Annotated in this window: 20 protein-coding genes and 1 pseudogene; 13 read left to right on the top strand and 8 right to left on the bottom strand. The window is 63.7% G+C overall.

Annotated elements, in window-relative coordinates; all coding sequences use genetic code 11:
• The first annotated feature begins 404 nt into the window (after positions 1–404).
• The 3 genes from F3W81_RS08285 to F3W81_RS08275 all read left to right on the top strand — a co-directional run bounded on the left by F3W81_RS08285 (position 405) and on the right by F3W81_RS08275 (position 3075).
• Positions 405–1076, top strand: coding sequence for a response regulator (locus F3W81_RS08285; RefSeq protein WP_193083131.1), 672 nt, complete (start codon positions 405–407; stop codon positions 1074–1076).
• Positions 1073–2398: a sensor histidine kinase gene (locus tag F3W81_RS08280; RefSeq protein WP_193083130.1), complete on the top strand. Its 1326-nt coding sequence runs from the start codon at positions 1073–1075 to the stop codon at positions 2396–2398. The genes F3W81_RS08285 and F3W81_RS08280 overlap by 4 nt, the downstream gene beginning before the upstream one ends.
• A gap of 83 nt (positions 2399–2481) precedes the next feature.
• Positions 2482–3075 (top strand): cytochrome b/b6 domain-containing protein, encoded by a 594-nt coding sequence (locus F3W81_RS08275; protein WP_193083129.1) that lies wholly within the window; start codon positions 2482–2484, stop codon positions 3073–3075.
• Positions 3076–3137: 62 nt separating this feature from the next.
• Here the strand turns inward: F3W81_RS08275 and F3W81_RS08270 are convergent, their stop codons facing one another.
• Together F3W81_RS08270 and F3W81_RS08265 are read right to left on the bottom strand one after the other, a co-directional pair.
• A complete protein-coding gene (locus F3W81_RS08270; protein ID WP_193083128.1) occupies positions 3138–4118 on the bottom strand; it encodes a zinc-binding dehydrogenase in 981 nt (326 codons plus the stop codon).
• Complete coding sequence (locus F3W81_RS08265) at positions 4115–4729, bottom strand: TetR/AcrR family transcriptional regulator (RefSeq protein ID WP_193083127.1); 615 nt, start codon at positions 4727–4729, stop codon at positions 4115–4117. The genes F3W81_RS08270 and F3W81_RS08265 overlap by 4 nt, the downstream gene beginning before the upstream one ends.
• Before the next feature lie 231 nt (positions 4730–4960).
• Here F3W81_RS08265 and F3W81_RS08260 point away from each other — a divergent pair, with 231 nt between their 5' ends.
• Both F3W81_RS08260 and F3W81_RS08255 read left to right on the top strand, forming a co-directional pair.
• Positions 4961–5530 (top strand): hypothetical protein, encoded by a 570-nt coding sequence (locus F3W81_RS08260; RefSeq protein WP_193083126.1) that lies wholly within the window; start codon positions 4961–4963, stop codon positions 5528–5530.
• 183 nt (positions 5531–5713) lie between these two features.
• Positions 5714–8272: a methyl-accepting chemotaxis protein gene (locus F3W81_RS08255; RefSeq protein WP_193083125.1), complete on the top strand. Its 2559-nt coding sequence runs from the start codon at positions 5714–5716 to the stop codon at positions 8270–8272.
• A gap of 146 nt (positions 8273–8418) precedes the next feature.
• Here the strand turns inward: F3W81_RS08255 and metG are convergent, their stop codons facing one another.
• From metG to F3W81_RS08240, 3 genes and pseudogenes are all read right to left on the bottom strand, one after another.
• Positions 8419–10131: a methionine--tRNA ligase gene (gene metG, locus F3W81_RS08250; RefSeq protein ID WP_193083124.1), complete on the bottom strand. Its 1713-nt coding sequence runs from the start codon at positions 10129–10131 to the stop codon at positions 8419–8421.
• Positions 10132–10255: 124 nt separating this feature from the next.
• A pseudogene (locus F3W81_RS08245) lies at positions 10256–10750 on the bottom strand (SDR family NAD(P)-dependent oxidoreductase).
• A 288-nt stretch (positions 10751–11038) separates the two neighbouring features.
• Positions 11039–12265: an MFS transporter gene (locus tag F3W81_RS08240; RefSeq protein WP_193083123.1), complete on the bottom strand. Its 1227-nt coding sequence runs from the start codon at positions 12263–12265 to the stop codon at positions 11039–11041.
• Between the two features lie 332 nt (positions 12266–12597).
• Here F3W81_RS08240 and F3W81_RS08235 point away from each other — a divergent pair, with 332 nt between their 5' ends.
• A complete protein-coding gene (locus F3W81_RS08235; protein WP_193083122.1) occupies positions 12598–13644 on the top strand; it encodes an aldo/keto reductase in 1047 nt (348 codons plus the stop codon).
• Between the two features lie 219 nt (positions 13645–13863).
• The gene (locus tag F3W81_RS08230; RefSeq protein WP_193083121.1) at positions 13864–15282 is read left to right on the top strand and encodes a 3-hydroxyacyl-CoA dehydrogenase NAD-binding domain-containing protein; all 1419 of its coding nucleotides are present in this window, start codon (positions 13864–13866) and stop codon (positions 15280–15282) included.
• On the opposite strand, the gene F3W81_RS08225 is transcribed toward F3W81_RS08230, so the two are convergent.
• Positions 15279–16139, bottom strand: a complete 861-nt coding sequence (locus F3W81_RS08225; RefSeq protein ID WP_193083120.1) for a helix-turn-helix domain-containing protein — start codon at positions 16137–16139, stop codon at positions 15279–15281. The two genes, F3W81_RS08230 and F3W81_RS08225, sit on opposite strands and share 4 nt — an antisense overlap.
• Before the next feature lie 105 nt (positions 16140–16244).
• Here F3W81_RS08225 and F3W81_RS08220 point away from each other — a divergent pair, with 105 nt between their 5' ends.
• On the top strand, positions 16245–17171 hold the full coding sequence (locus F3W81_RS08220; protein WP_193083119.1) for a fatty acid desaturase: 927 nt from the start codon (positions 16245–16247) through the stop codon (positions 17169–17171).
• Positions 17172–17186: 15 nt separating this feature from the next.
• Positions 17187–18074 (top strand): DMT family transporter, encoded by an 888-nt coding sequence (locus F3W81_RS08215; protein ID WP_193083118.1) that lies wholly within the window; start codon positions 17187–17189, stop codon positions 18072–18074.
• A 2-nt stretch (positions 18075–18076) separates the two neighbouring features.
• Here the strand turns inward: F3W81_RS08215 and F3W81_RS08210 are convergent, their stop codons facing one another.
• Both F3W81_RS08210 and F3W81_RS08205 read right to left on the bottom strand, forming a co-directional pair.
• Positions 18077–18772: an NUDIX hydrolase gene (locus F3W81_RS08210; RefSeq protein ID WP_193083117.1), complete on the bottom strand. Its 696-nt coding sequence runs from the start codon at positions 18770–18772 to the stop codon at positions 18077–18079.
• Between the two features lie 52 nt (positions 18773–18824).
• The gene (locus F3W81_RS08205) at positions 18825–19238 is read right to left on the bottom strand and encodes a DUF983 domain-containing protein (RefSeq protein ID WP_193083724.1); all 414 of its coding nucleotides are present in this window, start codon (positions 19236–19238) and stop codon (positions 18825–18827) included.
• 238 nt (positions 19239–19476) lie between these two features.
• On the opposite strand from F3W81_RS08205, the gene F3W81_RS08200 reads away from it, so the two are divergent.
• The 4 genes from F3W81_RS08200 to F3W81_RS08185 all read left to right on the top strand — a co-directional run bounded on the left by F3W81_RS08200 (position 19477) and on the right by F3W81_RS08185 (position 21994).
• On the top strand, positions 19477–20184 hold the full coding sequence (locus tag F3W81_RS08200; RefSeq protein WP_193083116.1) for an EF-hand domain-containing protein: 708 nt from the start codon (positions 19477–19479) through the stop codon (positions 20182–20184).
• A 245-nt stretch (positions 20185–20429) separates the two neighbouring features.
• Entirely contained in the window at positions 20430–21023 is a 594-nt protein-coding gene (locus F3W81_RS08195; RefSeq protein WP_193083115.1) for an RNA polymerase sigma factor, read from the top strand.
• Positions 21016–21447 carry a dihydroorotate dehydrogenase gene (locus F3W81_RS08190; protein WP_193083114.1) on the top strand — a complete coding sequence of 144 codons (432 nt, stop codon included), beginning with the start codon at positions 21016–21018 and terminating at the stop codon, positions 21445–21447. The genes F3W81_RS08195 and F3W81_RS08190 overlap by 8 nt, the downstream gene beginning before the upstream one ends.
• Positions 21448–21451: 4 nt before the next feature.
• Positions 21452–21994, top strand: a complete 543-nt coding sequence (locus F3W81_RS08185; RefSeq protein WP_193083113.1) for a periplasmic heavy metal sensor — start codon at positions 21452–21454, stop codon at positions 21992–21994.
• The last annotated feature ends 1 nt before the right edge of the window (position 21995 follow it).

The raw sequence follows: 21995 nt of genomic DNA, 5'->3' as shown, positions 1-21995 counted from the left end.
CGTAGTTGCACCCAAGAGAGACAAAATTCCGATTGATTGCAAGCAAATGATCCGCCAAACATTGGCAAGCTTCCGGTTGCCGATGAAATCACAGGCGGCGCGAAAGACGCGAAACGGGCCGTCCTTCGTGACGTGACGATGGCCCAGCTGGGGGCAGCCAGCCTTCTGTCCTTCGCAGGGACCGGGCCTCAGCTGACCATTCGATCGCGTATGGAGTGACCTGCGGCCCCAGATACGGCTCCCCGAGTCACGTCATTGATTATCCGTAATGTGCACACGAACCGGATACGGTATAATCTGGCTGCCAGCGCGCCGGAGGCCGCAGACTGCACGCCGTCGATTGCCCCAGAATTGCCACGCCGGGGCGCTCTGGCCTCTCAGCCGCTTCACGCAAAGGACGCCCAATGCATATCCTTGTGATCGAGGACGACAAAACCACAGGCGAATATATCGCCTCAGGCCTGCGGGCCGAAGGGCATGTGGTCGACCTTTTTGCCGATGGTCGCGATGGTCTGGTGCAGGCAATCTCGGGGACTTATGACGTTCTGGTGCTGGACAGGATGCTGCCGGGCGTCGATGGCATGTCGATCCTGCGTACACTGCGCGCCGCCAAAAGCCCCGTGCCGGTGCTGCTTCTGACCTCGCTCGACGGGGTCGAGGATCGGATCGACGGTCTGAACGCGGGCGCCGATGACTATCTGGTGAAACCCTTCGCTTTTGGAGAGCTGTCGGCCCGCCTCAACGCGCTGGCGCGCCGGCCGCCGCCCTCGGATGAGCCGACCATGCTGCGCGCGGCGGATCTGGAGATGAACCTGCTGTCGCGTCGGGTGCTGCGGGCTGGTCGCGACATCGACCTGCAGCCGCGTGAATTTGCCCTGTTGGAGCACATGTTGCGCCGCAAGGGCAGGGTGCAGACCCGGACAATGCTGCTGGAGGCCGTCTGGGACATCCATTTCGACCCACAGACGAACGTGGTCGAAAGCCATATGAGCAGGCTGCGCGCCAAGGTCGACAAACCCTTTGGCACGGCGCTGATCGAAACCATCCGCGGCTCTGGCTACCGGATCGCGGAATGAGGCATCTGCGCTCCACCCCACTGCGCCTGACCGTCGTGGTCATTCTGGTGTTCGCGGGCTTTCTGGGCACCGGATTGGGCACGGCCTATCTGCTGATGCACCGGACGCTGAGCGTGGAAATCGACAGCCGCGCAACTCAGCTTATTGCAGAGCTGCGCGCCATACCCGACGCGGACGAACGTCTTGAGCGCGCCAGCCAGATCGCCGCCTCGGCCGATCCCCGGACGCTTCTGGTGCGCCTGTCACTGAACGGTGTGGTGGTGGGCAATCTGCCGCGGACGGATCTGCGCGACGGGGTTGTGAGGGGCCATGATGTCGCTCCCGGAAAGGCCCTCTCCCCCAGCTATCTTGTGCGTTCCGCCGACCTGTCGCCGGGTCACATCACCGTGCTGATCGGGCGTGAAAACCTTGAGGAGCTTAACGAGATCTTCCTCGCCATTCTGGCTTGCAGCGTTCTGCCCGCGCTTTTGCTCACCTCGGCCATCGGTCTGGTGGCGGTGCGCCGCACCGGTGCGCGGGTCGGGGCGATACAGACCACCCTGCAGGCCCTGACGCAGGGTGATCTGTCGGCCCGCACCGGAGCGCCGCATCCGGACACGGACCTTGGCGATATCTCCCGCGACCTTGATCGCATGGCCGAGGCACAGGAGGCCGCGACGCAGGCGCTGCGCCAGATCGGCTCCGATATCGCGCATGATCTCAAGACGCCGATCCAGCGTGTCTCGGTGCGGCTGGAGCGCCTCGCCGACACGGACCTGCCACCCGCCGCGCGCGCCCAGCTTGAGGGGGCACAGGCCGAAACTGCGCAGATCATCGCGACCTTCCAGTCCCTGCTTCAGATCACCCAGCTGGAAGGCGGACAGGGCCGCGACAGTTTTGGCCCGATCGATCTTGTCGCCCTGTTGCAGGACATGGCCGAGATCTATGAACCCGCAGTCGATGAGCATGGCGGCACGCTGAGCTGCGACGTCCACGAGGCGCAGCCCATCACTGGCGACCGGCACCTGCTGTCGCGCCTGATTGCCAACCTCGTCGAAAATGCCCTGCGTCACGCGCCGGGCAGCCCGATCCGGCTGAGCCTGTCGGGCCGTGTGCTGAGCATTTCCGACACCGGCCCCGGCATTCCTGAGGCGCGGCGTCACGATGTTCTGCGCCGCCTTGTGCGGCTGGATGCCAGCCGCAGCACGCCCGGCTCCGGTCTCGGGCTTGCCATGGTCAAGGCCATCGCGGATCTGCACGGCGCGCAGCTGTCGTTGGGGAACGCCGGGCCGGGTCTGATCGTCGCCGTTGCTTTCCCCGATCCACAGATTACCAAATCGTAATCTTGGCGTCATGCTGGCGGCAGGTGCCGCGTGCAGAGAGGACCCTGTGCCAGCGCGGCACCTGCGACGAAAGGGCCAAAGCCATGACGATCACCACCCGACATACCTATCTGACACGGATCCTGCACGGCCTGCTGGCTGTCGCAATCATCGTGCAGCTCGGCTCCTCTCTGGGCATGAGCCCTGCCGAGGATGGCCATGCCGGCAATACCCTGTTCGGCGCCCATGAGGTTGCGGGCCTCGCGTCCTTCGCGCTGGTGCTGGCCTTCTGGATCTGGGCGATGCTGCGCCGGGTTGGCACACCGCTGGGCGTGCTGTTTCCCTGGCTCTCAGCCGCCCGCCTCTCGGCGCTCTGGGGGGATAGTCTGCATCACCTGAAGATGCTGGGTCGTCTGCGGATGCCAGAGCATCAGGATGACGGGCCACTGGCCGGTGCTATTCATGGTCTTGGCCTCAGCCTTGTGACGGTCATGGCGGCGACTGGTACGTTTTACTATTTTTCGGGCGCCGAAAGCCCCGAGGCCGCGGGTCTTCCCATGCTCATCCACGTGACCCTCGGCAATCTGGTCTGGGTCTACCTGCTGGGCCACGCGGCCATGGGTCTGCTGGCTCATCTGGCAACGGGGTTCGATCTGCGCAGCATGTGGTCTCTCGCGGCCCGCGTGCGGCGCAACTGAGGCGCGACACCAGGGCAGCGCAACGCCCCCGGAGAGATCCGGAGGCGTTGTCGATAATGGGATCAGGCCTTCAGCATGACCTTGCCCGCACGACCCGGCGTCAGGGCCGCCTGCATCGCATCGCGCGCGTCCACCAGGGCGAAACTGCCGCCGGTTTGCAGGACCAACTCGCCCTTGACGGCCAGCGTCACCAGTTCGCTGATCAGCGCCTTGCGCGTCTCGGGGGCCATCTCGGCACTGACGCGCGCGCCCCAGAAGCCCTTCACGGTGATGTGCTTCATGATCAGAGCGCCAGAGGACAGGGGCATCGGCGCGCCTGTTGCGGTGCCAAAAACCACCAGTTCGCCGTCCTGGCCCAGCAGGTCGACCAGATCGGCGGAAATCTCGCCCCCGACCGAGTCAATTGCCGACACCGCGCCCTTGTCTCCAAGGATGTCACGCGCCTTGTCCTGCCAGCCTTGCGCTGAGGTCGACAGGACGTTCTCGACCCCCGCGGTGATCAGCGCCTCGGCGGCATCGTCCCGGCGCACAAGGTTCAGCAGCTTGATCCCGCGTGCCTTCGCCAGCACCACCATGATCTGCCCGACCGCGCCATTCGCGGCGGTCTGCACGATCCAGTCGCCTTTCTTGGCCCTGAGGACCTCCAGCAGAGAGATCGCTGAAAACGGCATCGCGATCAGCTGAGCGCCAACTTCGTCCGAGATCTGATCGGGCAGGGGCAGCAGCCCGTCGGCTTTGGCAACGAAATACTCGGCCCAGGAGCCATGCACACCGGCAACAGCCACGCGCTTGCCGACGAGGGCAGCGTCGACGCCTTCACCAACTGCCTCAACAACGCCTGCGGCTTCTGACCCGCCAATCGCGCCAGGCAGCGTCGGCTTGTAACCGTAGTTGCCGCGGATCGTCCAAAGGTCATGGTTGTGGATCGGCGACAGGATCGTCCTGATCAGCACCTCGCCCGCAGAGGGGGCAGGGGTGTCGACCTCACTGGTTTCCAGCACGTCTTTGGGTTCGCCAAATGTATCGTGTACAACAGCTTTCATTGGTCTTTTCCTTTCTGCGCACCCGGTAACAGGCGCGTCTTGGTGTCTTCCACGACACGCTCAAGGGGCGCTTGGTCGTGGGATAATTTTGTCAGGATCGCAGCGCCCAGCCATTGCGCGTAAAGCCCCTGCGCGACCGCCTCCGGGTCCGTCTGTGGCAGCAGAGAGCCATCCTCGCCCCCCTGCCGCAGCATCTCGGCCAGCCGGACGATCAGCGCATTGACCCCTTCGTTCAGCACCTGACGCATGGCCTCGGACAGATCCGCGACCTCGGCGCCAAGCTTGACCACCAGACAGGTGCTGACCAGCCCGGCCTGACGGTCATGGTCCAGCCAGGCGGCGCTAAAGCTCATCAGCTTGTCAGCGCCACTGACCGGCTGCGCCAGCAGCGCATCGATCCGGTTCAGGTAGTCGTCAACGTAGTCCTGCAGCAGCGCCTGCCCGAAGGCCTCCTTGGAGGCGAAGTAGTAGTAGAAGGACCCCTTGGGCACCCCACTGTCCTTCAGCAAGGCGGACAAGCCCACCGCGCCAAATCCGCCCCGGATCACCAACTGGCGACCGGCGGACAGGATCCGTTTGCGGGTCTGATCGGATTTTGATGGCTGTGTCATGCTCGCCAGATAGGCAGGAATAGACCGTTCGACTAGTAGTCGATCGGTCTAAAAATGACTTCCGTTGGGTAAGGTCTGTGTGAAACATCGCAACTCAGCCAGCCACATCGGCGCATGGCAGCTTGGATTTTAGCTATTCAGATGGGCCCCTGGTGCAGAGCTGTTAAGTCCGGTGAAATTCTTTTGGCGCATGGTTCCCGGCGAAACTGCATCTTCGCGAAGGGAACTATGATGAAAACACTGATCGCAGGACTTGCACTGGCTCTGATGGCCGTACCTGCCATGGCCAATGATTATGAGCCCTCCATGCGGGATTATCTGGAAAGCGAGATCCTGCTCTGGGCCTTCGATCCGGTTCTGATTGACGCCGTGCGCGCCCAGAATGAGCGTCTCAATCACCCCAGTCAGGCCCGCATCGATCAGCTGGATCTGGACTGGCGGGCCGAGGTCGGGACCTCGCATCATCCTCTCGTCGACGAAGTTCTGATCTCTCCCGCAGCAGATTTCCTGACCAGCCAGGTCGAGGATTCAGCGGGCATCGTGTCAGAGGTTTTCATCATGGATGAAAACGGTCTGAACGTGGCGGCCAGTTCGGCGACCTCCGACTACTGGCAGGGCGACGAGGCAAAGTTCATCGAGACCTACGGCGTCGGCACCGGGGCGGTGCACGTTGGGGATGTCGAATTTGACGAGTCGGTTCAGGCCTTCCTCGGGCAAATCTCGATCGCCCTCACCGATCCGGACACTCAAGAGGTGATCGGCGCCATCACCGTCGGGCTGAATGCGGAAATGCTGTACTGACATTGCCTCAGAAGGGCGGGTGGTGCGCTCGCCCTTTGATCTGATCCTTGGCCGGGCGCTCGAAAATTCGACTGCTCACCCTCCTGCCATCACGCGCCTTTTCAGGATGAACGCGCGATGCAACACCTCAGGCCGCTGCAAGACAGCCCTGCGCCGGGGTGGTGCCACGCAAAGGAAACCGACATGACCAAAGCTGCGCCTGACACTCAAGCCATCCCGGTTTTCAAGAGCACCCTGTTCCGTGCAACGATGATCGTGGCGCTTTGCATCATGATGGTTGTCACTGTGACGGAGGTAATCGCCATCCGGACCGAGCGGCAGTCGATCGAATCCTGGACTGGCATTCGTGCCTCAGAAGCAACCGCCGGAATTGCGTCACAGATCTCCGGCGCTCTCAAATTTGCGCGTCCCGAGGCCATCGAGACAGTGGTTGCGGGCCTCGCCGAAGGCATCCCTGATGATCTGCTGGGGGCCTCGGCTGTGTCTGCCGATGGCACTCCGCTCTATGATCTGGACCGGCCTGGCTATGAAATGTCCGCTGCGCATCAACTGGCCGCGCTTGCGGTTCGGACAGGCCAGCCCCAAAAGGACGTGGATCTGCGCCTCTGGGCCTATCCGTCCTCGTTTGGCAAGGATGCGGCCATTGTCGGGGCGATGGTCACACAATGGTCGACCGATGCCCGTATTGCCGCGGCGACAGCGGGGCGCATTTCCGCAGCGGGTGTCGCAGGCCTCGTCTTCCTGCTGGCGCTTTTGCTGAGTGCGACGCTGTTTTCCCTCTATATCTCAAAGCCGCTCCGCAGGGTGGCCAACCAGATGGGGCAGGTGGGGCGTGGCGACTACGACACGTCGATCGAGGGAACCGGTCGCGCAGATGAAATTGGCGGTATCGCCAAACGGCTGGACGATTTCCGAAGCGGGCTGCAAACCGCGCGTGCGACCCTGCGCGAAAATGCCTTCAAGAGCGCGGCGATAGACAGCACCGGTGCCGCGCTGCTGCTGTTGGATGCAGAGATGAAAATCGTTTTTTCAAACCCGTCCTGTCGCCAGTTGCTCGACACGTCCGGCACGGCCATCCGTGCAAGCTGGCCTGAGTTTTCCTCCGACAAAATGGATGGTCAGGTCGCCGCCCGACTGCCGGGGGTCGGCCGATTCATTGAGCTTATCCGCGCGCCCCATGCCCACTTGCCCCAGAGCTCAGAGCTGAAATGGGGCGAGGCCAGAATCAAGATCGCAGCAGACTCCGTACGCGACGAAGAGCAGCGCATCATCGGCTTTGTGATGGAGTTGCAGAATATCACGCAGGAAAAGTTGAACCAGGCTGTGCTTTCCGCAATCGATACGCATCAGGTACGGATCGACTTTGACGACAACCACAATGTCGTCAGCTGCAATCCCAGGATTTGCGATCTGACGGGAATGAGCGAGGCAGAGCTGCGCCGGCGCAATTCGCCCTCAACCCTCAGGCCTGCGGACGAGGCGACGATGGGTCTCGAACAGGGCATTGCAACTCTGCGCGAAGGCAAACCCGTCAGTGGCAAATTCCAACTGGCGAGCGCCGACGGTGCCAATGTCATTATAGAGGGCAGTCTCAGCCCGATCCTGAGCAGTGACGGTGCGATACAGCGCGTCGTCCTGATCGGATCGGACATCACCGAGGTGCACAGGTCAGTGCAGGCTGCCGAGCAGGAGCGTATCGAAACGTCGCACCAGCAACAGCTGGTCGTCGACGCCCTCAAGATCGGTCTGCGGCAGATGGCCCAAGGGGATCTGACCTGTACGATTCAACAGGAGTTCCGGGTCGAGTACGAACAATTGCGGACCAATTTCAACCAAGCTGTTGAATCGCTGCATGATGCGATGTGCGCTGTCATCCAGAACGCTGAGTCGATCCGCGGTGAAACCGGCGAAATCAGCAATGCCGCAGATGATCTCGCCAAGCGCACAGAAAAGCAGGCCGGCACCCTGGAAGAAACAGCCGCCGCGCTGGACCAACTGACCGCTTCGGTGAAATCTGCAGCGATCGGCGCGGACGAGGCCAGCCATCTTGCCGAGGGCGCACAGTCCAAGGCTGAAATGGGCGGGCAGGTGGCGCGCAATGCGATCACGGCCATGGATGCTATCAAGGCCTCCTCGCTTGAGATCTCCAAAATCACTGGTGTGATTGATGACATCGCCTTTCAGACCAATCTTCTGGCGCTCAACGCTGGTGTTGAGGCCGCGCGGGCGGGGGACGCCGGTCGCGGGTTTGCCGTGGTTGCGACCGAAGTGCGTGCTCTTGCGCAACGCTCATCAGATGCGGCGCGCGAGATCAACCAACTCATTTCGGCCAGTGGCAATCATGTCAAATCCGGGGTCGATCTGGTCGATAAGACCGGCGAAGCCCTGAGCGATATCGTGTCCTCGGTTGCTGACATCTCGACTCGCGTGGCCACCATTGCCAGCTCTGCTCGCGAACAGTCGATGGGATTGAACGAGATCAACAATGCGATGAACGACCTCGATCAGGTGACGCAGCAGAACTCCGCTATGTTCGAGGAAACCACCGCAGCCAGCCATGCCCTGACAAGCGAAGCCAACTCCCTTGTCGAAGCGGCCGAGAAATTCAAGGTGAGGATGCCGCGTTCCAATGGCACGCCCGCCCGGGGAGAGCGGTCAAAAAGCAAACCGGCCAGAGCCGTGTCTTGTGGCGGGCAGGTCAGCACCCCTGCGGAGAAGGCAGTGAACTGGCAGGAATTCTGAGTGGCCGCGCAGGGTTTCCTGGACGCGCTCCGCGATGACGCTGGCGACCCACGAAATCAGGCGGCAAGGCTGCACCCTACCGCCTGAAATCTCACGAGGAAACGCTCAGTTTGGACCGGGCAATGGGCCCGGCCCGATACCAAAGATCAGTCGCGTTTGCCACTGAACCGGCTCTGCCAGTCCTCGCGCTCTTCATCGGTGATCTTGCGGAACAGATTTTCGGGAACCGCGAAATCTTCACCGGGTGCGAGCGTGGCGAGTGCGGCGGCAACGTCATCGGGCCAGGACATCTCGTCCAGCTTCAAGGCATCTTTCAGCGTGGCCGAGGCATCGGGGATGAAAGGCGCCGACAGGATCGCGTACAGCCGGATCAGGTTCAGCGACAGACGCACGATGGCGGCGGCGCGCTCGGGGTCTTCCTTGAACACGGTCCAGGGTGCGGCGGATTGCAGGTACTCATTGCCCGCCGCCCAGATCGCCCGCAGTTCCTGCGCGGATTTGCGCACCTCCATCTCGTCCATCATCGTCTGATAGCGCGTAATGCGTTCAGACAGATCGGCGATCAGCGCCTCTTCCTGCGCACCGAAGTCTCCGCCCTCGGGCACCACCTCACCGAACTTGGAGCGGGCGAACTTGGTCACACGGCTGACGAAATTGCCCAGCACATCCGCCAGATCCTTGTTCACCGAGGCCTGGAAGTTTTCCCAGGTGAATTCGGAGTCCGAACTTTCGGGCGCATGGCTCAGCAGCCACCAGCGCCAGTAATCCGACGGCAGAACCTCAAGCGCCTGATCCATGAAGACGCCGCGCCCGCGCGAGGTCGAGAACTGGCCGCCCTCATAATTCAGGTAGTTGAACGACTTGATGTAATCGACCAGCTTCCACGGCTCACCAGAGCCGAGGATCGTGGCGGGGAAGGACAGGGTGTGGAAGGGAACGTTATCCTTGCCCATGAACTGCGTGTAGGTCACGTCTTCGGCGCCCGCATCGGTCCGCCACCAGCGCTGCCAGTCGTCCCCCTTGCCCGCGTCGACCCATTCCTGAGAACAGGCGATATATTCGATCGGCGCGTCGAACCAGACGTAGAAGACCTTGCCCTCCATGCCCGGCCAGTCCTCACTGCCCTTCTTGACCGGAACGCCCCAGTCGAGGTCGCGCGTGATGCCGCGATCCTGCAGCCCGTCGCCATCGTTCAGCCACTTCTTGGCGATCGAGGTGGTCAGCACCGGCCAGTCGGCCTTGCTGTCGATCCAGGTCTGCAGCTCATCGCGCATTTCGGACTGACGCAGGTAGAGGTGCTTTGTCTCGCGCATCTCAAGGTTGGTCGCGCCGGAAATTGTGGAATGCGGGTTGATCAGATCGACCGGGTCCAGCTGCTTGGTGCAATTGTCGCACTGATCGCCACGCGCGCTGTCGAAGCCGCAGTTCGGGCAAGTGCCCTCGATGTAGCGATCCGGCAGATATCGGCCATCTTCGGGCGAATACATCTGCGTCTCCGACACTTCGCGGATCAGGCCGCGGTCGGCCAGAACGCCTGCAAAGTGCTGAGTCAGCTCGCGGTTCTGCGCCGAGGATGAGCGCCCGAAGTGATCGAAGCTGAGGCGAAAGCCTTCCGCGATCTTCGCCTGAACGTCATGCATCTCGGCGCAATATTCGGCGACGGGCTTGCCTGCCTTGGTCGCGGCCAGTTCGGCCGGGGTGCCATGTTCATCCGTGGCGCAGAGAAACAGCACCTCGTTGCCGCGACCGCGCTGGTAGCGGGCATAGAGGTCTGCCGGCAGCTGCGAGCCAACCAGATTGCCGAGGTGTTTGATCCCGTTGATATAGGGGATGGCCGAGGTGATGAGGTGCCGTGCCATGAAATGCCCTTTAAATGTGTCATGGCTCCAATAACGCCCCAGAGCCGCAAGCGCCAGAGGTGGAAGGGGTCCGAACGCAGCAACGCCCGAACCCGGATCGCCTGCAAACGCCTTATTGTGCGGTCTAGGCGCCGTCGGCCGGGTGGTCGGACCCGGTGACAAAGCTGGCGCGATCCGACAGCAGGAAGGTGACGAGGGCCGAGACTTCCTCTGGGGTGCCCATGCGTTTCTGCGGCGTGGCGATAAAGCCCGGGCCCACGGAGGTGACGCGGATATTGTCGGCGGCATGTTCCAGCGCCGCGTTCTTGGGCATGTCGTTGACGCCATGTTTCGCAGTGACAGCGGCCGAGGAGCCTGCAATTCCGACCGAACCGAGCAGCGAGGCGCCAGTGACGATGGCCTCGCCGCCGCCCTCTTTCATCGCCGGAATGGCCTAGCGCATGCCGTAGAAGGCGCCGTTCAGGTTGATATCGATGACCTTTTTCCAGACGTCGAGGGGGTAGTCGCCCAAAGGTGCCGACACACCGCTGATGTCTGCGTTATTGACCAGAATGTGCAGCCCGCCGGTTTCCGCTTTGGCAAAATCGACGAGCGCCGAGACCGCCTCCGGATCCGACACATCCGCTGCTCAGGCCAGGGCCTTGCCGCCGGCTGCCGTGATCTTGCCGGCGTCGTTCTACGTGGTTTCCAGTGTCAGCTCCGCGATCACGACAGTCGCCCGTAAGGTGTCCAACTCCTGCGCGATGGTCACGCCGGTGACAATTGCGGTTTTTCCGTTGGATGTCAGGTGTATGAGAGAACTTCTTCGTCTAGCTGTATCGCTTGCATTCAGAAAGGAGGTGTTTGGCGTAACACCCGTGTGCGTCGGTGCGCAGTTGCATACCGCATGCCCTGCGGGGAACCGGTGTCAGCGGCGCTCGCGCATGCCTCGCAGCAGACGCCCGATCACGAAGGATGTGCGGGGCGCGTAGATGTAGTGGGTACGCGTGCCCGGCGCCGGGGCAGGGCGCACCCGCATCCGCGCCAGACCGAAGGTCAGCAGCACGGCATGGCCAAGGGCGATCATGGCAAAAATCGCGGCAGGGCCGAACAGCACGATCAGCTGAGAGGCAAGATAGGGCGCGGCAATCGCCCCAACGGCATAGAAGAACAGCAGCGCCGCCGACAGTTCGGCCCGCTGATCGCTGCGGGCAAAATCATGGGCATGGGCCGAGGCGACGGAATAGACCGGAAAGGTGATCATCCCGAAGATGAACGCATTGACCAGGGTCGAGACCGTCCCGACAGACAACAGCGCTGAGGACAGGCAGCTGACCAGCGTCAGGGAGGAGATGCCGACCAGCACCCAGCGGCGGTCGTATTTGTCCGCCAGCCAGCCGGTGGGATACTGCGTCAGCGCCCCGCCCAGGATGAACAATGCCAGGAACCACGCGAGTTGTTCCGGCACCAGCCCCACTTCCTGGCCGTAGATCGGTCCGATCATCCGGAAGGTCGCGCCCGACAGTGCCGAGACGATGACGGCCACCACCGCCAGCGGCGAACAGGCCCAGGCCAGACCGGGGCGCAGGCGCGGCGCCTCGGGCATCTCGGGGGCTGTGGCGCGCGACAGGGCCAGCGGCAGCAAGGCTGCGCAGCACAACATGGCCAGCAGGTTGTAGGAAATGTAGTGTGCCGGTGTCAGGACCCCGATCAGCAGCTGCGCCACCAGCGAAGCTCCCATGTCGGCGACGCGGTAGATTCCGGTGACGCGGCCGCGGTCGGCGTTTTCGATCCGCGCCATCAGCCACCCCTCGATCACCGTATAGCAGCCCGCCACGCAGAGCCCCGAGGCAATGCGCATGCCCGCCCAGGCGTAGGGGTTCACCACCATCATGTGCCCCATCAGGCCAATGGCCCCCAGGGATGTGAAGGCGGCAAAGGCGCGGGCATGACCGACCCGTCCCATCAGGCGCGGCGCGCCCCAGCAGCCGATGAAGAACCCGACGAAATGCGCCGAGCCGAGCATGCCGATTTCGCCGGTGCTGAAGCCGAGGGCCACGCCTGACAGCGCATCCAGCGGTCCCACGCCGCCGGAGGACAGCTGGAGCAGGATGACGGATAGGAAAAGCGCCGACAGGCTCAGGATAAGTCGCATGATCCTGTCTTCGGCGTCGTGGCGCGTGCAGGCCATCCGAAATGCGACATCCAGTGCCGTTTATTGTCCGTCGTGGCATTTTGTCGCCACGCAGGCCGCGCCCAGCGACTGGTGCCTCTCGTCTGCGGGGGGCAGCGGTGCTCGGATGCCATGCTCAATACGGCAACGGTTCCTGTTCGTTCCAAATGTCACGATTTCCTTTGCCGTATCACGTTCAAAGACACAGGGATTCACCCACCACAGACCTGTTGACGGCAAAGGTTGTGATCTGGCGAAGGAAAATCGTAACTTTCCCGCATTACTGCAGAGAGGGGGCGAAGAATGGGTATCACATGCGCATGAACCAGCTTGGACGAACGGGGATCGAGGTCTCTCAATATTGCCTCGGGTCCATGACCTGGGGGAACCAGACACGCAGTGCCGAAGCGCATAAGCAGATTGATGCCGCACTCGCGAATGGCCTCAATTTTGTCGACACGGCAGAGATGTATCCCGTGAACCCGGTGCGCGAGGAAACCATTGGCCGTACCGAACGCATCATCGGCCTCTGGATGGAAAAGACCCGCGGCCACCGAAGCGAGATTGTGCTGGCCACCAAGCATTCCGGCGAAGGCATGATGCATACCCGCGAAGGGGCTCCGATCTCGGCCGCCACGATCCCTGCCGCGATCGAGGGGTCGCTGAGACGCCTCAAAACCGATTACGTTGATCTCTATCAGTTCCACTGGCCCAATCGCGGCTCCTACCATTTTCGCCAGAACTGGCAGTACGATCCCTCGGCCCAGAACCCGCGCCAGGTGCTCGACAACATGAGCGAATGTCTCCTTGCGCTTGAGAAAGAGCGCAAGCGTGGCACCATCCGCGCCTTTGGTCTGTCCAATGAAACCGCCTGGGGCATGGCGCAATGGCTGCGCATCGCCGAAGGCTCTGGCTGGTTGCGCGCGGCCACGATCCAGAACGAATACTCCCTGCTGTGCCGGACCTTCGACACCGACCTGGCCGAGCTTTGTGCGAACGAAAGCGTCGGTCTGCTCGCCTTCTCCCCCCTCGCGGCGGGGCTGCTGACGGGCAAGTACCAAGGGCGCGCCAAACCCAAGGGATCGCGCATCACGCTTTCGCCGGACCTGGGAGGTCGCAAGACCGCGCGCGTGTTCCCTGCCATCGACGACTATATCGACGTCGCCTTCAAGCATGACCTCGATGTGGTGCATATGTGCCTGGCCTGGGCGGCGCAGCGGCCCTTCACGACCTCAGTGATCTTTGGCGCGACCACCTTTGAACAGATGGAGCATGTGATCAACGGGCTGGATCTGACCCTGTCTGCAGAGGTGCTGTCCGATCTGGATGTCGTGCACAAGGCGCATCCCATGCCCTTCTGACAACACACGGGCAAAAACGGTCGCATCTCGGGATTGAGTCTTGCTTGAGGGCGCAAACCGCGCCTTGCTGGCCATGTTCCGGGGGGTGCGTATGCTGAGTGAATTTGCCAAAGCGATGATGTGCGCATCTGCAACCGGTGCCGCGCGCGGCAACTGGCCTTCGCGCCTGTGGCCCGTCAACACGCCTGCGCCACGCCCCAAAGCCCGAGGCCGCGCCTGATGCCCTCCACCGTTGCGATCATCGGCGGGGGCGTCATCGGTGCTGGTTGGGCCGCACGCTTTCTTCTGCACGGCTGGAATGTCCGCCTGTTTGACCCCGAACCCACCGCCCGCGCCAATGTCGCGACGGTGCTGGAACGCGCCCGCCTGGCGCTGCCGGGACTGGGAGAGGTCGCCTTGCCGGACGAAGGTGTTCTCAGCTTTCCCGGCCTGATGTCCGAAGCCGTCTGCGGGGTCGACTGGGTGCAGGAAAGCATCCCCGAACGCCTTGAACTGAAACAGAAAGTCTTTCAGGCGTTGCAGGAAAACATGGACTACGGCGCGATTCTCGCCTCCTCCACCAGTGGCTTCACCCCGTCGGAGCTGCAGGCAACCTCGACGCAGCCTGATCAGATCGTCGTCACCCATCCCTTCAACCCCGTCTACCTGCTGCCCCTCGTCGAACTGGTCGGCAGCGACCGCAACGGCGCCGCCCGCATGGCCCGCGCCGAAGAGGTCCTGACCAGTATCGGCATGTATCCCCTGCGCCTGCGCAGCGAGGTGCCCGCCCATATCGCGGGCCGTCTCAGCGATGCTGTCTGGCGCGAGGCGCTGTGGCTGATCCGCGATGGCCATGCCTCAAGCGCCGAGGTGGATGAGACGATCCGCATGGGTCTCGGCCCGCGCTGGGCGCAGATGGGCCTGTTCGAGGCGGCGCGCCTCGCCAGTTCGGGGGGGGGGCCCACTGGCGCGCTCGCCCCCTCGGCGACCCTGCCCGACACCGATCTGACCCTGATGCGCCACATTTCCGATGAGACCGCAGAGGTGGCCGATGTCGCCGCGCTTGAGCAGCAGCGCGATCGCAACCTCGTCGGCGTCCTGCGCGCGCTGGCAGAGGAAGACTGGGGGGCCGGTGCTGTCCTGCGCGGGCATGATGTCACTCTGGCCGAACGGCGCGGCCTGCCTGCCACCTTTGAGGATATCGCCGACCTCAGCCAGCCCATCGTCACCATTGAACGGGCCGTGCCGCTCGACTGGATCGACCACAACGATCACATGACGCTGGCGGCCTATATGCAGGTGTTTTCCGATTCGATCGTGAAATTGCTGGCGCTGATCGGTTGCGACAGGGCCTATGCGCAAAATCAGCGGCGCGGCTTTTTCACTGTCGACAGCCGCATCCGCCATCGTGCCGAGGCCCGCGCCGGCGCCCCCCTACGCGTCGAGGTCCGGGTGATCGTGGGAGAGGGCAAGCGCCTGAGCCTGTCGCAGCAGCTGTTTTCAGGCCCGCTTCTGCTGGCCCGGGCCGAGCATGCCTTGCTGCACGTCGATCTCGACAGCCGCCACAGTTGCCCCATGGACGCGGTGCTCGCCAGCCGATTGGCCCGCATCGTCATGGCGCAGGGCGCGCAGTCTATGCCGGATGGGCTGGAGGATTAAGCCACTCTGGCGCGCAGATCGCGCAGGAATCCTGGCAATTCCCGCGCCGTGATCGCGGCTTCGCGTACCAGCTGATCGAAGTTCAGCGTCAGGGCCTGCACGCGCTCCGTGTCCCGGAACGCGATGTAATTCTGCCCGGTATAGAGCACCGCCAACAGCGGCCCAAAGACCGTCACAGGGGCCGCAAACAGTCTGCGGGCATCGAACAGATACAGCCGCAGACGGGGATAAAGCGCGTCGTTCAGCGCGATGAAACGGTCAATCTGCTCCAGCCTCAGCGCGGCGGGCAGGTGGGCGTAATAGCCCGTGGCACTGGCAAAGGCGATCATCTCGTGCCGGGGCACGGCGATCTCATAGTCCGAATGGGCGCCGCGCATCCACTGCAGACGGTCCTCCGAGGCATTGATCGCCTGTTGCGTCGTGCGCCCCAGATGCGGAGTATATTCCCATTCCAGCAGGGCATGAGTCTTCATCATGTCGGGCAGGGCGGCGGGCACATGGCGGATCTTGTAACCCGCAGCCTCGCGGTGCCAGGCGAAGATCTGTTCATCGACCAGCGCACGCGGAGCCGCCGTCAGCGCAGCCGAGGTCGCCAGCAGGTCGGCCGCCGTTTCGGGCCGCGCCGACAGCGACAGCAGCCAGTCGGCCGAGACCCCCAGCGTCGCCGCGCATTCCCCGACCACCTGCGCATTCGGCAGCCTTGGTCCATCCCCGCTCAGCAATTGCGACACGGTCGAGCGGTCGACACCGATCTGACGCGCCAGCGCGCTTTGGCTGATGCCACGGCGCTGCATCGCATCCCGCAGGCGGTCGCGAAACTGCAGAGCCCTCAGGCGTTTGTCGATAATTTCTCTCATATGGTGAGTTATATCACCATAGGGCGGATTTGTTAACAAGATACGGAATACCCCACCATGCTGCAGTGCAGTACCTCTGAGGGCGCATAAATCTGGGGATACAGGATGAAAACGGCGTCAGGCGGCCCAGGTCAAAGGGGCAAAGCGGTGGAATGGCCGACGCTGACCCTGCTGGTGCTCTGCTACGGCGTCTGGGGGCTGTCTACGACATGGCTCGCCACGGTCTCAGTGCCCCTCGCGATCCTCGGCGTCGGGCTGAGCGCCTGCCTTCATTCCTCGCTGAGCCACGAGGTGATCCACGGCCATCCGTTTCGCCGCCAATGGCTGAATGCCGCGCTGGTGTTTCCGGCGCTGACGCTGATCGTGCCCTATCTGCGCTTTGCCGCCACCCACCGCGCCCATCACCGCGATGAGGTGATCACCGACCCCTATGACGATCCCGAGAGCAACTATCAGGACCCCGCCGTCTGGGCGCGTCTGCCCTATTGGCTGCGCGACGTGATGCAGGCCAACAACACGCTGTTGGGGCGCATCCTGATCGGTCCGGTCGTCGGCACGCTCGCCTTTCTACGGCTGGAATGGATCGCCCTGCGCGCCGGCAATCGCGACGTCGCGCGCGGCTGGCTCTGGCATCTGCCGGCCCTCGCTCTGGTGGTCTGGTGGCAGATCAACGTGGCGCAGATCCCGCTCTGGGCGCTGCTGAGCGGCACCTACCTCGCGCATTCCATCCTCAAGATCCGCACGTTTCTGGAGCATCGCGCCCACATGCGCCCCCGTGCCCGCACCGTGATCATCGAAGATCGCGGCCTGTTGGCGCTGCTGTTTCTCAACAACAACTTTCACGTCGTGCACCACATGCACCCGCAGCGGCCGTGGTACGATCTGCCTGCGCTTTATGCAAAGCGGCGGGCGCACTACCTCGCGCGTAATGATGGCTACGTCTACAGGTCCTATGCGGAGGTGTTTTTGCGCTATTTTTGTCGCGCGAAAGATCCGGTGCCACATCCCCTCTGGCGTGCGCCACCGCAATAGCGCAGGTCAGATGCCATGAATATCTGGATCGCCTTCACCCTCGCGGCCGTGGTTTTGCAAACGGTGCGCTTCATGTTGCAAAAGCATCTGGCGGGCGCCTCGCTCAGCCCGGCAGGGGCGACATTCGCACGCTTTCTCTGGGCCGCGCCGGTGGTCTGGGCGGTGTTGCTGATCAGTGGGCTGGACTGGCCCGCGCTCTCCGCGCGCTTCTGGGTGCTGGCGATTGTCGGCGGCATCACGCAGATCCTCGCCACGGTCTGCGTTGTGGCGCTGTTTCGCGCCCGCAACTTTGCCGTCGGCGTCACCCTGAAAAAGACCGAAGTGCTGCTCACCGCCTTCATCGGCTTTCTGATCCTGGGCGAAACCGTGTCGCTTCCCGCGCTGCTGGCGATCTGCCTTGGCCTCTTCGGAGTGCTGGCGCTGACCGACACGCCGGTGCCGGGCGGGCGCGGCCTCTCGCGCTTCACCAACCGCGCGGCGGGCCTGGGGCTGACATCGGGGCTGTTCTTCGCGCTCTCGGGGGTGACCTACCGCGGGGCCTCGCTTGAGGTGCCGGGCGGCGCGGAAGTGCGCGCCCTGATCACCCTCGTCGTCGTCGTCACTTCGCAATTGCTGTTGATGAGCGTCTGGCTCGTCTGGCGCGAGAAGGGCGAGATCAGCCGCGTCATCACCGGCTGGCGCGTCACCTCGCTGGTCGGGCTGACCTCCGTTGCGGGCAGTTATTGCTGGTTTTCGGCCTTCACCCTGCAGAACGCGGCTTATGTCTATGCCGTCGGGCAGACCGAGGTCATCCTCAGCCTGCTCGCCTCGGTCCTGTTCTTCCGCGAAAAGCTCAGCAGCCGCGAAGGCATCGGCATCGCGCTGATCAGCGCCAGCGTTCTGGCCCTGATCTTCATCACCTGACCTCAGATCCCCTGTAGCGGGCTCAGACCCTTCAGGCGGCGGAACAGCTGCGCCTCTTCGCCTTGGGCGAAATACGGCACGCTGTCGGGGGCGCGTGGATCGGCGGCGCGCTGCGCGACCTCGGCCAGCACCACCTCGGTGATGAAGGGCAGATCAAAGCGGCGCACCTCGGCCAGCGGGATCCACTGCAACTGCGACAGCTCGTCCGAGGCGGCGGTGAAATCATCCGGATCGCCCGCGATCGCCGCATTGGCATCGACAATGAAAAACCGCGCATCAAAGCGACGTGGCCGACCGGGAGGCGTCACGGCGCGAAAGATGAACTGCAACGCCGAGGCATCGGGCACATGGCCCGTGGCGGCAAAGGCCTGCCAGTCCTCGGGCGGGTCCTGCCACAGCCCGGGGCGGCCCAGCACCAGCCCGGTTTCCTCCCACATCTCGCGGATCGCGGCGGCGGCCAGTGCCGTGGCCAGACCGCTGGCGCAGTCCTCGCCCAGACGGGTAGCGCAGGGTTCGGGCATCGGCGCGGCGAGGGGGACATCGGCATCGCCGGGATCGACGGCCCCACCGGGAAAGACGAACTTGTTGGGCATGAAGACGGCCTTGGCACCACGCTGCCCCATCAGAACCTTCGGTTCCGTATGGCGGTCGCGCAGGGCAATGACGGTCGCCGCATCGCGGATCGCAATATCGTTCATCTGATCTCTCTCTCCCCCTCAACTGGCCCTGATCTGGCCGCGCACTGGCGGCCTAACGCCCGCCTTCCTCAAAGCCATGCATATGGCGGGCCCATTGAAAGGCGACCAGCGCGCCCTTGAGCCTGGGCAGAAGGTAGAGGGAGAGTGCCACCGTGCCAATGGCGAAGGTGGTGAACAGCACCATCGGGTCGGGCTGCCAGGCGGTATAGGCCACCAGCAGGCCCGGCGCGGCCAAGTGGCCGACGATCAGGATGGTCAGATAGGCCGGGCCATCATCGGCGCGATGGTGGAAATACGCCTCGCGGCAGACCGGGCAATGATCGCGCACCTTGAGGTAGCCCTTCAGCAAGGGCCCGGTGCCACATTTCGGGCACCGCCGTCGCCAACCCCGCCGCAGCGCAGGCCAGATCGGGCGATCCTCGGGCGCATCCCCCCTGTGAACACGCGTCGCGTCCTGCGCCAGCATCCTGCCCCTGTCGTCCTGCATCCTCGGCGTCCTTCTCAACCTCAGGTAAAGGTGGCGCAGTGGCGCGCCTTTTCAAAGGTGGCGCATCGTCCTTGCGGCTCCATGTCGCAAAGCCGGCCCGAAACACCCCCGCAAAAGAAAATCGTCAAACCCGCGACGGAACGCCCGAGGCCCCCCGTATGAGGATGCAGAAGACGGGAACAACAGTCCCCGTTAGCGACACTACAGGAGTTACCACATGAACCGTGCAGTCCTTCTCAGCGGCCTTGCCGCCCTCGCACTGACCTCGCTCTCGGTGGGCGCCATCGCGCAGCAATCCGACATGCGTCTGGCCAACCCCGGCGCACATCCCGAATTCTCGACCATCGACGCCAATGGCGATGGCCAGATCAGCCAGGACGAACTCGACCTGATCGCCACGCAGCGCTTTGCCGCCATCGACACCGACGGCAACGGCACTGTCAGCACCGAAGAAATGGTCGCCCACATGAAGGCCATGGAAGAGCAGCGCCGCGCCGACCGTGAGACCAGGATGGCCGAGAAGATGATCGCCCGCATGGATCTGAACGACGATGGCGTGCTCAGCGCGGACGAGATGAAGCCGGGTGCCGTGCGTCCGCCGAAAACCATGCTCGAACGCCTCGACACCGACGGCAACGGCACGATCTCGCAAGAGGAATTCGCCGCGGCCGAAAAGCGGATGGACGAAATGCGGGAGCGGTCCGGCAAATGGGGCGGTCGCGGTGAGCGTGACGGAGACCGTGAAGGCCGCCACATGCGCGACCACGACGGAGACCGTGAGGGGCGCCATATGCGCGACCACATGCGCGATCACGACCGCGATGGCGACCACCGTCCGCGCTTTCTCGAAAAGGGCCCCGCAGATAAGGCCCCCGCAGATATGGCCCCTGCAGACAAAGCCCCCGCAGACAAAGATCGTGGCTGACACGCTCTGACCCCCTCGCGCGGCCCATCCCATCGGGCCGCGCTCTTCCTCTTGCGGGGCGTCTCCGGATGCCTCGCAGGAACGGTCCCGTCCCGATGTGCCTGCATCCCCAGCGCAGGTCGGGGCGGGGCTCCCCCGTCACGGGCCGCGCGGCCCGTCCCGCGACAGAGAACAGCGCATTTTCGCTGTGCACGAAAGGCCGAGCACATTGCCACAGACACACCAACGGGATACGCCCCTGAGGCATGAGTGACATGGCTTTAGACGATCCGGATGCCATCACGGACGACGCCCTTCTGGTGCTGTTTGCCAATGGCGATCCTGCTGCGGCGCGCGTGCTGACCACGCGCCTGGGCCCGCGTGTGCTGTCACAGGCATGGCGGATGCTGGGCGAGCGTGACGAGGCGCAGGACGTCACGCAGGAGGCCTTGTTGCGGCTCTGGCGCATTGCGCCCGACTGGCGGCAGGGCGAAGCGAAGGTCACCACCTGGCTTTACCGGGTGACGGCCAATCTGTGCACCGACAGGCTGCGGCGGCGGCGTGGCGGTGTGCCCGACATCGAAGACGTCCCCGAAATGGCCGATCCGGTCGCGCCGGTGGACGAACAGATGCAGCAGCGCACCCGCATGGATGCCCTGCAAGAGGCGCTGAACCAGTTGCCCGACCGGCAAAGGCAGGCCGTGGTCTTGCGCCACATAGAAGGACTCGGCAATCCTGAGATCGCCGAGATCATGGAGATCAGCACCGAGGCGGTCGAAAGTCTGACGGCCCGTGGCAAGCGCGCGCTCAGCGATCACCTCGCCGCGCGCCGTGAGGAATTGGGGTATCAAGATGACTGACGACAGAAAGGGTGGCGGAGTTTCAACACGCGCCGAGGCCGACCTCGACGCACTTTTCGCTCAGGCCCGGACCGAGGCGCATGGTGAACAGATGGCGCTGCCCGAGGCGCTGAGTGCGCGCATCCTCGCCGATGCCGACAGCGTTCTGGCCGAACAGGCGGCGCAGACGCAGGTCCGGCGCGCCCGGCAGGCGCCTGTGCGCAGCGGCTTCTGGCGCCAGCTGCTGACCTCGATCGGTGGCACACCGGCTCTGGCGGGGCTGGCCGTGGCGACCGTCGCCGGGATCTGGGTCGGCATCGTGCCTCCGGCGGGGCTGCAGGCCGGCCTGCAGACGGTCATGGGCACCACCGGCACAGACGATCTTTTTGACATTTACTTCGTGGACAGCAGCGACGTCTTCGAATTTGCGCAAAGCGAAGGGTAGGGCGATGAGCGATCCCAGATCAAACGGAACTCCTGAGGCTCCGACGCGCAAACGCAGCCGCACTGCGGTGCGGCTGTTGCTGTTCGTGTCGCTGGCGGCCAACCTTGCCGTCGCCGGGATGGTGGCCGGGGCTCTGCTGAAACATCCGCCGAAGGACGGGCCGCCGCGCCCCGACCGGTTCGGCGATGTCTTCTCCTACGCGCTGACCCACGACGACCGCCGCGAAATCGGCCGTGAGATGATGCGAGAGATCCGCGCCAACCGTCCCGAACGTGACGCCCTGAAGGCCGAATTTCAGCGCATCCTGACCGCTCTGCGCGCGGATCCCTACGACAGCACATCGCTTGAAACCGGCCTCAGCAACCAGATGAACGAAGCGATCCGTCGGCAGGAAATCGGCCAGCGGCTGCTGTTGCAGCGCATCACCCAGATGTCGCCGGCCGAGCGTGCCGCCTTCGCCGATCGTCTGGAAGAGGGGCTGAACCGCCCCCCGCGTGAGCGCGGCAGCAAGAAAGACCGCGCCGGGGAGGCCGAAAAACGTCCCTGAG

Source organism: Pseudooceanicola spongiae, assembly GCF_014899185.1.
GTDB lineage: Bacteria > Pseudomonadota > Alphaproteobacteria > Rhodobacterales > Rhodobacteraceae > Pseudooceanicola > Pseudooceanicola spongiae.
Note: the sequence above shows the minus strand (reverse complement) of the source record. Positions and strands in the feature narration are given on the sequence as shown.

What these genes read in the sequence shown, in the direction of transcription:
- F3W81_RS08285 (WP_193083131.1), top strand. Translation starts at nt 405, where the DNA reads ATGCATATCCTTGTGATCGAGGACGACAAAACCACAGGCGAATATATC.
- F3W81_RS08280 (WP_193083130.1), top strand. Translation starts at nt 1,073, where the DNA reads ATGAGGCATCTGCGCTCCACCCCACTGCGCCTGACCGTCGTGGTCATT.
- F3W81_RS08275 (WP_193083129.1), top strand. Translation starts at nt 2,482, where the DNA reads ATGACGATCACCACCCGACATACCTATCTGACACGGATCCTGCACGGC.
- F3W81_RS08270 (WP_193083128.1), bottom strand. Translation starts at nt 4,118, where the DNA reads ATGAAAGCTGTTGTACACGATACATTTGGCGAACCCAAAGACGTGCTG.
- F3W81_RS08265 (WP_193083127.1), bottom strand. Translation starts at nt 4,729, where the DNA reads ATGACACAGCCATCAAAATCCGATCAGACCCGCAAACGGATCCTGTCC.
- F3W81_RS08260 (WP_193083126.1), top strand. Translation starts at nt 4,961, where the DNA reads ATGAAAACACTGATCGCAGGACTTGCACTGGCTCTGATGGCCGTACCT.
- F3W81_RS08255 (WP_193083125.1), top strand. Translation starts at nt 5,714, where the DNA reads ATGACCAAAGCTGCGCCTGACACTCAAGCCATCCCGGTTTTCAAGAGC.
- metG (WP_193083124.1), bottom strand. Translation starts at nt 10,131, where the DNA reads ATGGCACGGCACCTCATCACCTCGGCCATCCCCTATATCAACGGGATC.
- F3W81_RS08240 (WP_193083123.1), bottom strand. Translation starts at nt 12,265, where the DNA reads ATGCGACTTATCCTGAGCCTGTCGGCGCTTTTCCTATCCGTCATCCTG.
- F3W81_RS08235 (WP_193083122.1), top strand. Translation starts at nt 12,598, where the DNA reads ATGCGCATGAACCAGCTTGGACGAACGGGGATCGAGGTCTCTCAATAT.
- F3W81_RS08230 (WP_193083121.1), top strand. Translation starts at nt 13,864, where the DNA reads ATGCCCTCCACCGTTGCGATCATCGGCGGGGGCGTCATCGGTGCTGGT.
- F3W81_RS08225 (WP_193083120.1), bottom strand. Translation starts at nt 16,139, where the DNA reads ATGAGAGAAATTATCGACAAACGCCTGAGGGCTCTGCAGTTTCGCGAC.
- F3W81_RS08220 (WP_193083119.1), top strand. Translation starts at nt 16,245, where the DNA reads ATGAAAACGGCGTCAGGCGGCCCAGGTCAAAGGGGCAAAGCGGTGGAA.
- F3W81_RS08215 (WP_193083118.1), top strand. Translation starts at nt 17,187, where the DNA reads ATGAATATCTGGATCGCCTTCACCCTCGCGGCCGTGGTTTTGCAAACG.
- F3W81_RS08210 (WP_193083117.1), bottom strand. Translation starts at nt 18,772, where the DNA reads ATGAACGATATTGCGATCCGCGATGCGGCGACCGTCATTGCCCTGCGC.
- F3W81_RS08205 (WP_193083724.1), bottom strand. Translation starts at nt 19,238, where the DNA reads ATGCTGGCGCAGGACGCGACGCGTGTTCACAGGGGGGATGCGCCCGAG.
- F3W81_RS08200 (WP_193083116.1), top strand. Translation starts at nt 19,477, where the DNA reads ATGAACCGTGCAGTCCTTCTCAGCGGCCTTGCCGCCCTCGCACTGACC.
- F3W81_RS08195 (WP_193083115.1), top strand. Translation starts at nt 20,430, where the DNA reads ATGAGTGACATGGCTTTAGACGATCCGGATGCCATCACGGACGACGCC.
- F3W81_RS08190 (WP_193083114.1), top strand. Translation starts at nt 21,016, where the DNA reads ATGACTGACGACAGAAAGGGTGGCGGAGTTTCAACACGCGCCGAGGCC.
- F3W81_RS08185 (WP_193083113.1), top strand. Translation starts at nt 21,452, where the DNA reads ATGAGCGATCCCAGATCAAACGGAACTCCTGAGGCTCCGACGCGCAAA.